3 protein-coding genes are annotated in these 7,127 nt (G+C 74.2%); all 3 read right to left on the bottom strand.

All coding sequences use genetic code 11. From position 1 onward, the window contains the following. Window positions 1–14 precede the first annotated feature (14 nt). Entirely contained in the window at window positions 15–3,173 is a 3,159-nt protein-coding gene (locus L6E10_RS12670; RefSeq protein ID WP_236219700.1) for an amino acid adenylation domain-containing protein, read from the bottom strand. Next, complete coding sequence (locus L6E10_RS12665) at window positions 3,170–3,913, bottom strand: thioesterase II family protein (protein ID WP_236219699.1); 744 nt, start codon at window positions 3,911–3,913, stop codon at window positions 3,170–3,172. The genes L6E10_RS12670 and L6E10_RS12665 overlap by 4 nt, the downstream gene beginning before the upstream one ends. Before the next feature lie 147 nt (window positions 3,914–4,060). Then, window positions 4,061–7,027 (bottom strand): BTAD domain-containing putative transcriptional regulator, encoded by a 2,967-nt coding sequence (locus L6E10_RS40770; RefSeq protein WP_236219698.1) that lies wholly within the window; start codon window positions 7,025–7,027, stop codon window positions 4,061–4,063. Between the last annotated feature and the right edge of the window lie 100 nt (window positions 7,028–7,127).

Below are 7,127 nucleotides of genomic sequence, written 5' to 3'. Positions count from 1 at the left end.
GAGTCCCCCTCCGGTCACAGGTCGAGCAGGTCGGCGACGGAGAGCGAGGGCCTGGCCCCTGCCCGGATCGCGCCGGCGGATACGGGTGTGGTGTCGCGCAACCGGTCGACCTCGGTCGCGATGCCCGCGACGGTCGGGTGGTCGAACAGCGACCGCATGGGCAGCCGGACCCCCAGCTCGCCCTCGATGCGCGACAGGATGCGGGCGGCCTTGAGCGAATGGCCGCCGAGGTCGAAGAAGTTGGTGCCGCGGCCGATCGACTCGGCGCCGAGCACCTGCCGCCAGAGGTTCGCGACGGCGACCTCGGTGAGCGTCCGCGGCTCGTCCGGTTCCTCGGCGGCGATCTCCGGGTCGGGCAGCGCGCGCAGGTCCAGCTTCCCGTTGCGGGTCAACGGCAACGCCTCCAGCGGCACCAGTGCGGACGGCACGAGGTAGGCGGGCAGCGCGTCGCGCACGTGCCGCATCAGCTCGTCGAGCTGCTCCTCGCCGGCCTGCTCCAGCACGACGTAGCCGACGAGGGCGACGTCACCGGCGGAGTCCTCGCGCGGCACCACCACGGCCTGGCGGACCAGTCCCGACGAGTGCAGGCACGCCTCGACCTCGCCCGGCTCGATCCGGAACCCGCGGATCTTCACCTGCCGATCGGCGCGGCCCAGGTACTCGAACGTGCCGTCCGGCAGCAGGCGCGCCAGGTCCCCGGTGCGGTACAGCCGCGTCCCCGGCCTGCCGCCGAGGTGGTCGGGCACGAACTTCTCGGCGGTCAGGGCGGGGTTGCCGACGTAGCCGCGGCCGACGCCGTCCCCGCCGATGCACAGCTCGCCGACGGCCATCGGCGGCACGGGCTCGAGGTACTGGTCCAGCACGTAGAGCTGGGTGTTGCTCAGCGCGCGCCCCAACGGCACGCGGCCCTCCGCGCGGTCGCACTCGTGGCTGGACGCGAAGGTGGTCGTCTCGGTCGGGCCGTAGCCGTTCACGACGTGCTCGGGGCCGCCGGGGTGGGCGATCAGCGCCGCGATCGCGTGCTCGTCGGGCTGCTCCCCGCCGAACACGAAGTAGCGCAGGCCGGACACCGCGCCGGGCAGCTCGCGTGCCACGTGCATGGCGACCGAGGTGGTGAGGAAGAGCGTGTCGATCTCGTTGGCGCGCAACCACTCCCCCAGCGCCGCCGGGTCGAGGGCGACGTCCTTGGGCAGCCCGACCAGCCGGCCGCCGTTCAGCAGCGCGCCCCAGATCTCGAACGTCGCCGCGTCGAACGTCGTCGTGGACGCCTGCGCGACCCGGTCACCGGGCGCGAAGTCGACGTAGTTCGTGTCGCGGACGAGCCGGACCACGTTGCGGTGGCTGACGCAGACGCCCTTCGGCATGCCGGTCGAGCCGGACGTGTACATGACGTAGGCGAGGTCGTCCGCGACCGGAGTCCGCTGTGGACGGTCGGCCGGGCAGGTGAGCACCATCGCGGACAGGTCGACGAGCTCGACCCCGGTCAGGGCCACCGGGCGGTCGGTGACCACGGCGGTGGCGGAGGCGTCGGCGCACAACGCCTGCAGGCGGTCGAGCGGGTACTCCGGGTCGAGCGGCAGGTAGGCGCCCCCGGCCTTGAGCACGGCGATCGCGGCGACGACCCAGTCCACGCCCCGGTCCGCGAGGAGACCGACGGGCCTCCCGGCCACCCCGAGGGTGCCGAGGTGCGCGGCGAGGCGGTTGGCCCGCTGGTCCAGCTCCGCGTAGGTGAGCCGCACGTCGCCGAACTCGACGGCGACGTCGCCGGGGTACCGGTCGGCGGTCTGCTCGAACAGCTCGACCACGGTGGCGTCCGCCGGGTACGCCGTCGCGGTGGCGTTGAGGTCGCGGACGATCCGGTCGCGCTCGTCGCCCGACAGCAGCGACAGGTTCGACAGCCGCGCCCGCGGTGCGGTCGTGAGCTGGCCGAGCACGGTGGCGAAGCGCTCGGTCAGGTCGACGACGTCGGCGCGGTGGTACAGCGCGGTGCGGAACTTGACCCAGCCGCGCATCTCGCCGCTGCCGGAGTCGGGCAGCTGCAGTTCGAGGTCGTAGAGCCCCTGGTCGCTCGTGCCCTGGGTGAACGTGAAGACGCAGCCCCCCGCGGCGAGCGGCCCGGCCAGCGGCGGCGGGGAGGCGAAGACGACCTGGAAGACCGGGTGGCGGTCCACGTCGCCGGTCTGCCCGAGCGCCTCGCAGACCTCGTGGAACGGCGCGTCGCGGTGGTCGAGCGCGTCGAGGACGGTGTCGCGCACGGCGTCCATGACCTCGGCGAACGTCGGGTCCCACCCCGGGCGCACCCGCAGCGCGAGCATGTTGACGAAGTAGCCGACCAGGTCGTGGGTGTCGGCGTGCTCGCGACCGGCGGACGGCGAGCCGACGACGATGTCCGAAGAGCCCGTGATCCGGTGCAGCAGCACGGTGAACGCGCTGAGCAGCACCATGAACGACGACGACCGGTGTGTGCTCGCCGTGCGCCGCACCGCGTCCGCGAGCTCCTCCGGCACGACCAGCGGCAGCACCTCGGCGGCGAAGTCGGGCCGGGCCGGGCGGGTGCGGATCGCCGGCAGCTCCAGCGGTTCCGGCAGGTCGGCCAGCTCGGTGCGCCAGTGCCCGACGTCCCCGGAGAGCGGGGCGATGTCGCGGTAGGCGACCGCGGGCCGGGGCAGCGACACGTTCCCGCCGTCGACGGCGGCCTGGTAGCAGCGCGGCAGCTCGTCCTGGAGCACCGCGACGGACGCGCCGTCGATCGCGATGTGGTGCACCAGCAGGAGGAGCCGGTGGCGGTCGTCCTCCAGCCGCAGCAGCACGACCCTCAGCGGCAGTCCGCCGGAGATGTCGACCCGGCGGGCGAGCTCACCGGCCACCAGCGCCTCGGCGCGCTCCGACCGCGCGGCGGCGGGGAGGTCGCGCAGGTCGTGGGTGGTGATCGACAGGTGCGCCTCCAGCGCGACCTCGGGCACGAGGTCGGTGCCGTCGAGGCGGTAGCTGGTGCGCAACGGCTCGTGCCGGTCGATGACGGCGGTCAGGGCGGTGGCGAGCGCGTAGGGGTCGAGGTCACCGGTGATCTCGACGTGCACCGGCACGGTGTTGAACGTGGCGTCCGGCGCGAGCTGGTCGGAGAACCAGATCTGCTGCTGGCCACGGGTGGCCGCTGGTCGCTGCTGGGTCACTGCACACCTTCCTTGGCGGTCACCGAGCGCACGACGCTCGTCACCGCCGCCGGGTCGTCCTTGAGGTAGAAGTGGCCGCCGGGCCGGACCACGAGGTCGAAGCCGGCGGCGGTGTGGTGCCGCCACGCGGCGACGTCGGCCACGCTCGCGAGCGGATCGTCGGTGCCGCAGAACGCGGTGATCGGCACGTCCAGCACGTCACGGGTGCCGTGGAACCCGGCGCACACGGTGAGGTCGGCGCGCAGCGTCGGCAGGAGCAGGCCGAGAACGTCCCTGTGCGCCAGCAGGTCCGCGGGAACGCCGCCGAGCGTGGTCATCCAGCCGAGCAGGCCGTCGTCGTCGAGCAGGTGCGGTTCGCCGCCGAACGGCAGGTGCGGCGCCTTGGCGGCGGACACGACCAGGTGCTCGGCCTGGCCGCCGAGCCTGCGGGCGACGTCGAACGCGATCAGGCCGCCCATGCTGTGGCCGAACAGCACCACCGGTGCCGCGATCTCGGCCCGGATCGCCTCGGCCAGCGGTTGCGAGATCCGCGCGGCCTCGGTGACCGCGGGTTCGCCGAACCGCCGTTCCCTGCCCGGCAGCACCGCGCACCACAGCTCGACGGACTCCCCGAGCAGGTCCGCCCAGTCCCAGAAGGCCGACGCGCCACCGCCCGCGTACGGAACGCACACCACCCGCAGCGCCGCCTCCGGCCGTGGCCGGGGGCGGACCAGCCAGCCGCTTGTCCCTTGTTCCTTCACGCGACGAAGCTACGAACCGGCCCTTAACGCACCCTTCGGGAAACCTGACGGTGCTCTTATCCCTTGTGCCACCAGGGAAAACACAAGTGGGGCCACCCCGGCGGACTCTCGTCCGCGAAGGTGGCCCCGCTACCGGGAGATCCGGTCTCAGCCCGCCCGAAGAACTTCCGAACCCCTGGTGCCGAACAGGTCCGGCTCGACCGGCAGGACACCGATCTCGCGCATCTGCTCCAGGTAGACCTGGTACCGCCGGCGTGCCTCGCCGTGCCGTCCGGCCGCCCGCAGCGCCTTGACCAGCCGCACGTGCGCGCTTTCGTCGTAGGGGTCGAGCTCGAGCATCCGGACCAGGTAGCCGACCTGCTGATCGGGATCGCGCACCAGCTGCACCAACGCCCGCAGCACGGCTGTGTACCGCCCGCGGACCTCCTCGCGGGCCTGGACGGCCCACTGCTCGTAGGGTTCCTCGGCCAGGAACTCGCCGACGTGCAGCTCGTCCGCGTCGGTCAGCAACGACAACGCGGCCGGGTCCGCCCGCCGGTGTGCCGCCAGCGCCGCGTTCGCCGCGTCGAGGAACTCCGCCACGTCGAGGTTCACGAGGGACAGGTCGAGCGACACCGTGTCGCGGTCGGCGACGAGAGGTTCGGCGTCGGCGGGCAGGCCCGGCGCGGACAGCACGGCCCGCAACGTCGACAGCAGCACGGAGAGCCGGTTGGCGGTGCGGTCCGACAGGTCGTCCGGCCACAGCAGCTCCACCAGCTGCGGCCGCGGCACCGGCCGTCCCCTGTTGGCCGCCAGGATCTTCAGCAGGTCACGCGCCTTCTTCGACTGCCACGACGCGGACGGCACGGGCGCGCCGTCGCGCAGCACCTGGAACCCGCCGAGCGTCCGCACGACGATCCGCGCGCTCCTCGGGGCGCCGGTGCCGAGCACGTCGGCCATCCGCACGTCGGTGCGCACTCCCCGAGCCCGCAGGGCGTTCTCCCACCGGGACACGTCCACCCCGGTCAGCCGTGCCGCCGCCAGTTCCGCGGCCGCCTCGCCCACCGGGTCCCCCGCCGCCCGCCACACCATCACGGCCTCGGCCAGCAGGGCCTCGCGGTCCGCCGAGGTCGCCGCCGCCAGCTGCAGCGCGTCCGCGAGCCCTGCCCGGTCGCCCCGGCGTCCCGCGAGCGCCCTGGCCGAGGCGGCGTCCGCCCGCGCGGTCTCCCGGTCGCCCGCGAGCACCGCGACCCAGCCCCGGGCGAGCAGCGCGGGCACCTCCCCCAGCCGCAGGACCTGGCTGGTGGCGACGGCGTGCTCCGCGAGCTCGCGCGCCCGGCGGACGTCCTCGCCCGCCACGACCCTCGCGAGCGTCGCCGGCACGAGCGGGTCGGTGCCGGGCAGCGCCAGTGCCTCGTCGAGAAATGCCTGCGCCTGACCGGGTTCGCCCCGCCGGCGGTGCACCTCCGCCTTGGTCACGAGGTCCTTCGCGCACTGCCCGGCGTCCCGCAGCGCGTCGTCGAACCGGCCGAGCCGGACGTTCGCCCGCGCCCGGACGCCGCGGCAGCCGGGCTCGTGCCCGGTGAGCCCCGCCTGCCTGCCGAGCACCAGCACCTCGTCGATCTCGGCCACCGCCCGCGCCGGACCGGTCTCCACGAGGAACGACGCCCGTTCGCAGCGGATCGTCAGCTCCAGCACGCGGCAGCCCGCCCGCCGCGCCCGGTCCACGGCCTGCCCGTAGTGCATCTCGAACGGCCCCCGCTCGCCGTCGAACCCGGCGAGCAACCCGAACGCCCTGCTGCTCCAGGCGAACGCGGCGTGGCCCGTGCACCTGCGCGCCGCCTCCGCGCACCTCTCCGCCAGCTCGCGCGCCCTGTCGTGCCGGCCGGTCTCGCGGAACCAGCCCACGGCCAGCGACAGCAGCCGCACCTCGTCGAGCGAGGCGACGTCGTCGAACACCGTGCGGTCGAACAACTCCACGGCTTCACCGGTCTGCCCGGCGAGCGCGTGCAGCTGCCCCATCCGCCACGACAGGCGCACGCCGATCTCGCCCGCCTGCTCGTAGGAGTGCAGCGCGCCGAGCCAGTCACCCCTGTGCTGCAGGGCGAAGCCCCACACGAGGTGCAGGCGGGAGTCGTCGACCTCCAGCTGTTCCAGCGCGGCCAGCACCGCGTCGGCGTCACCGCCGGCGACGATCTGCTCGTCCCTGCGCAACAGCAACTGCGCCACCAGGTCCCACCTCCGCACGGCGACCAGGTGCCGCAACGCCTCGGCGTGCGCGCCCGTGCGTTCGCAGAACACCGCGGCCTTGACCCGGAGCTCCTCGTCCTCGGTGTCGCGCCGGAGCACCTCGGCGACGGGTTCGAGGACGCTCCACTCCGGTCCGCTGACCAGCCCGCGGCGAGCCAGCCCCGGCAACCGGTCGCGGACGTCGGTGAACCCGAGCGCGAGGCACAGCGCCGTGCTCGCGGTCCCGAGACAGGCGATGGCCCGCAGCAGGTCCCGGTTCTCCTCCGGTTCCGCCGCCAGCACGGCCGACACCAGCTCGGCCGGTTCACCGCCGCCCAGCACGACCGCCGCGGGCCAGCCCCCGGTGCGCGCCAGCACCTCGGCGGGGTCGTCGTCGACGAGCGCGGCGATCTCCCGCTCGGTGAAGGCGAGCTCCCGCGAGCCGATCTCCGCGGCCGGTCCGGGGTCGAACGCGAGCTCGTCCCCGGTGACGAGCACCAGCCGCAGCAGCTCCGGGCCGCGGCGGCACAGCGCCTCGAGCAGCCGCGCGCACTCGCTGTCCCCGCCGAGCAGCCCGGCGTCGTCCACCACCAGCACGAGGGGCTCGTCGAGGTGCGCGTCCAGCAGCCCGCAGACCAGCGCGGCGACGGTGCCGGCGCCCTGCGCGGTGGTCGTGACCAGTTCGGCGGGCAGGTGCGGCAACCGCTGCCGCAACGCGCGCAACAGCCCGCGCGACAGGCGTTCCAGGGAGGTGTCCGCCCGGTCGACGCCGAGCCAGCAGGCCCGTCGCGTCGCCGCCCACGCGGCCACCGAGGTCGTCTTCCCCCAACCGGGCCCCGCCTTCACGACGACCACCTCGTGGGTGGCCGCCGCGTCGAGCGCCGCGGTCAGCGCGGGCCGATCCACCAGCCTTGCGGGTAACGCTGGCTGCAGCATCTTCGAACACCACTTCCTCGCCGTTCGACCTGACGCGAGCAGTGCACCAGCACCGTGCATCCGTGCCGCA

Source organism: Lentzea sp. CC55, assembly GCF_021056325.1.
GTDB lineage: Bacteria > Actinomycetota > Actinomycetes > Mycobacteriales > Pseudonocardiaceae > Lentzea > Lentzea jiangxiensis.
This window is presented reverse-complemented; position numbering and strand designations above follow the sequence as displayed.